Source organism: Moritella sp., assembly GCF_033791185.1.
In the GTDB taxonomy this organism is placed as follows: Bacteria; Pseudomonadota; Gammaproteobacteria; order Enterobacterales; family Moritellaceae; genus Moritella.
In genome coordinates, this window is record NZ_JASJHF010000268.1 from 1 (window position 1) to 3,276 (window position 3,276).

At 43.3% G+C, this 3,276-nt stretch carries 3 protein-coding genes; 2 read left to right on the forward strand and 1 reads right to left on the reverse strand.

What is annotated here, in order from left to right; translation table 11 throughout:
- A partial coding sequence (locus tag QNK26_RS15285) for a rubredoxin (protein ID WP_319224646.1) occupies positions 1-345 on the forward strand: 345 nt, incomplete at its 5' end.
- On the forward strand, positions 342-1,502 hold the full coding sequence (gene norW / locus QNK26_RS15290; RefSeq protein ID WP_319224648.1) for an NADH:flavorubredoxin reductase NorW: 1,161 nt from the start codon (positions 342-344) through the stop codon (positions 1,500-1,502). The genes QNK26_RS15285 and norW, both read left to right, overlap by 4 nt.
- Before the next feature lie 120 nt (positions 1,503-1,622).
- Here norW and QNK26_RS15295 read toward each other — a convergent pair whose 3' ends face one another.
- A complete protein-coding gene (locus tag QNK26_RS15295; protein WP_319224650.1) occupies positions 1,623-3,113 on the reverse strand; it encodes a carboxypeptidase M32 in 1,491 nt (496 codons plus the stop codon).
- Positions 3,114-3,276: the final 163 nt, after the last annotated feature.

Genomic DNA, 3,276 nt, shown 5'->3' on the forward strand with positions numbered 1-3,276 from the left:
GCACTAACAAGCGCCTCTGTCGCTGATATATCTGCGCCAGCTGCAAATCAAGCAGTACAGGAACAAGCAATACCAAAACAAACAGTACAAGAAACAGCGCTAGAATCACAGCCGCAAGCCGTCGCAAAGTCGATACCAGAAAATCCGGTTGTCCAGTTTGATGTTGATAGTTCGATGTTATGTACTGTCTGTCAGTGGATTTACGATCCTGCGCAAGGTGAACCAAACCAAGACGTCGCCCCCGGTACAGCATGGTCAGAGGTGCCAGACTATTTCCTTTGCCCTGAGTGTGGGTTAGGTAAGGATGTGTTTGAAGAGATAAAAACCAAGAAGGCGGTAGCATGATTGATGGTAATGAAAAATGTATTGTCATTATAGGCAGTGGCTTTGCGGCCTATCAATTAGTTAAATCAATTCGTCGTGCAAGTCAGGAGCAAGCAATCATTGTCATCACTGCTGGTAGTGGTGATGATTATGTTAAACCGGAGTTGAGCCATGTATTTAGCAAAAAACTGACGGCGCAAGACATGGTCAAGCAAAGCGGCGCTGATTTTGCTGCTGAGCATAATATTACCCTGATGAACAATACTTATGTTGATGGTATTAATCGCACCGAAAAAACAGTCAGTTGTCAGGGTATTGAAATAGTCTACGACAATTTAGTGCTGGCAACAGGGGCACAATCATTTGTGCCATTTGTAGGGGGGGATGCGGCTAAAGACATTATTACCCTGAACAGCTTGGATGAGTATCAACAATCACAGGAGCAATTGGCCAAGGCTAAATCTGTATTAGTTGTTGGTGCGGGTTTAGTGGGTACTGAAATCGCGATGGATTTAGCCATTGCAGATTATAAGGTGATATTAAGTGATCGCGCAGATTCATTATTACCAAGCCTATTACCTGAGTTTGTGTCATCTCAACTTTATCAAACAATGAGAAGACAAGGCGTTGAATTACAACTGGGTAATGAACTCAGTTGCATGACTAAAACAGATACTGGTATTGCGGTTAGCTTTAAAAATGGGCATAGCACAACTGTTGATAGCGTGTTATGTGCTGCGGGTTTGAAACCCAACACTGCATTAGCGAATGACGCTGGTTTAGTAGTTAATCGTGGCATTGTGGTTGATAAACAGTTAAGCACAAATGATCCGCATATCTTTGCCATTGGTGATTGTGCTGAAATAGACGGTAAACATTTAGCGTTTTTACAACCGATAATACTCAGTGCTAATGCGTTAGCTAAAACCTTAACTGGTATGGTGACTGATGTGATGTTTCCGGCGATGTTAGTTAAAGTTAAAACGCCGTTATACCCAATTCAATTAAGCGGTAATACCACCGCGAGTGATGCTAATTGGCAAGTGGAGTTAACAACGTCGGGAATGACAGCCAAGGCTTATGATAGTGATGCGCAGCTGATTGGTTTTGTGGTGACGCAAGCTAATATGCCTGAAGCGTTTAAGTTGTTACGCTTGTTGCCTAAATTGACAATATAAGATGATAGATGAAATGGTTACGTGTTACGTTGAAATGATGTAGAAGTGAAAACGACAGGCTGATTGAATTAGCTTGTCGTTTTCATGATACGATTAAATTACAAGTGGGCATTATCGGGATTACAAATACCGCGCCTGCAAATGTGCTTTAAAGTGAGCTGGGTTTAATGTTTCCCCCGTCGCTTGTTTGACTAAATCATTGGTGCAGAGTTGTGATGCGTTTTGCCAAATGTTGGTTTTAAGCCAAGTAAAGATAGGCGATAGATCACCGCTGGTAATGATTGCCGAAACATCCATCTGTTGCTTAATAGTTGCCATAAACTGCGCTGCATACATTGCACCCAGCGTATAAGACGGGAAGTAACCAAAGCTACCGTCTGTCCAATGCACGTCTTGCATACAACCATTACGGTAATTACCTTTAGTATTTACACCAAGGTATTGCTGCATTTTAACTGCCCATAATTCCGGAATATCATCGACTTCAATATCGCCGTTCATTAGTGCTTGTTCGATTTCATAACGTAGCATCACGTGAGCAGGGTAAGTCACTTCATCGGCATCGACACGGATGAAATCAGGCTTCACGCGGGTATAACATTGGCTCAGGTTCAGAGGGTTATAAATATTGCTATCTGTACCACTGAATGCTTGCTTAATCTCTGGTGTTAGCAGAGTTAAAAATTCCTGACAGCGACCTAGTTGCATTTCAAATAACAAACTTTGGCTTTCATGAATCCCCATTGAACGGGCTTGGCCTACTGGTAAGTGGTTTAATGCTTTTGGTAAACCTTGTTCATAACGCGCGTGACCTGTTTCGTGCACTACACCCATTAAACTTTGGGTAAAATCATCTTCTTCATAGCGCGTGGTAATACGCACATCGGAAGCTACGCCACCGCAGAACGGGTGCGCTGACACGTCAAGACGACCGTGGTCAAAATCAAAGCCTAGAATACCCATGGTCTTTAAACCTAATTGCTGTTGTGCGGCAATCGGGAAGTGACCAGTCGGCATAATTACCTTGTCTGATTTTTGTTTTTCTTGTGCTGCTAGGGTTAGCTCTGGCAACCATGATTTTACATCATCAAAGATTGGATCAAGCTGTGCACTGGTCATGCCCGGTTCGTACAAGTCCATTAATGCGTCGTAGTTACTGCAATTGTTTGCCTGTGCGCGAATGCTCGCTTCTTCACGTGACAATTCAACAACGGTTTTTAAGTTCTTGGCAAAACCTGCCCAATCATTTTCTTTACGTTGAGTACGCCAAGCGTGTTCACATTTAGAACCCGCTAATGATTTAGCAGAAACGAGTGCTTCAGGTACGATATTCGCTTGCTGCCAGCTGCGGTCGATCTCCGCTAAGCTTGCTTGCTGCTCTGCTGACAATTGGTCTGACTGCGCTTGTTTAATTAACTCGGCAAGTTGTGGTGCGGTACTTTGCTGGTGGATCATGACGGCAAGTTCTGCCATTGCAGCTGAACGCGCTTCATTACCGCCAGCCGGCATCATAGCGGCTTGATCCCAACCACAAATTGAAGATAGGTGACTTAGATTATGGATCTTTTTAAAATGTTGAGATAGCTGGTGATAAGCTGATTTCGTTGTCATGTTCATTCCAAGGTCGATACAAAAGAAGAGGGAGAATACTAACCAGATTTGGTTAAAAGTTTGTCTAACACTCTAAAGGGTAAAATAGGTTTTAACAAGGCGCAGTAAAACTTGTTACTGAGCAAGGGGATACCAGACAAGCAGGGCTAAACCTATCCAACCA